This is a genomic window from Psychrobacter sp. TB20-MNA-CIBAN-0197, assembly GCF_040309765.1.
Classification (GTDB): Bacteria; Pseudomonadota; Gammaproteobacteria; order Pseudomonadales; family Moraxellaceae; genus Psychrobacter; species Psychrobacter submarinus.
The window spans coordinates 1-241 of sequence record NZ_JBEOPC010001289.1 but is presented as its reverse complement, the minus strand read 5'-3'; the positions used below and the strand labels follow the sequence as shown (position 1 = coordinate 241).

The 241-nt window shown below is 36.5% G+C and carries 1 protein-coding gene; it reads right to left on the bottom strand.

Annotated features, from left to right (window positions below):
- The coding region (locus AAEY83_RS18120) for a chemotaxis protein CheW (RefSeq protein ID WP_351061478.1) at window positions 1–241 on the bottom strand (241 nt) is incomplete at both ends.

Below are 241 nucleotides of genomic sequence, written 5' to 3'. Positions count from 1 at the left end.
CCGATACGCCATCCACTTTATGGTAGTTTGCCTCTAAACTTTTAATAACAACCTGCTGTTGAGACAGTAAATCATCAACTAATAAACCCACCTTTTGGTTATCTGTTTCTACAACAACAAGCAGCGTTTTATCGAGTGATTCAATAGCATTTTTATGATTAAAAATATCGTAGAGTCTTAATATAGGAATGTATTCGTCTCGAAGCCTCAATACATCAAGGCTTTTACCCACTCGACTCAC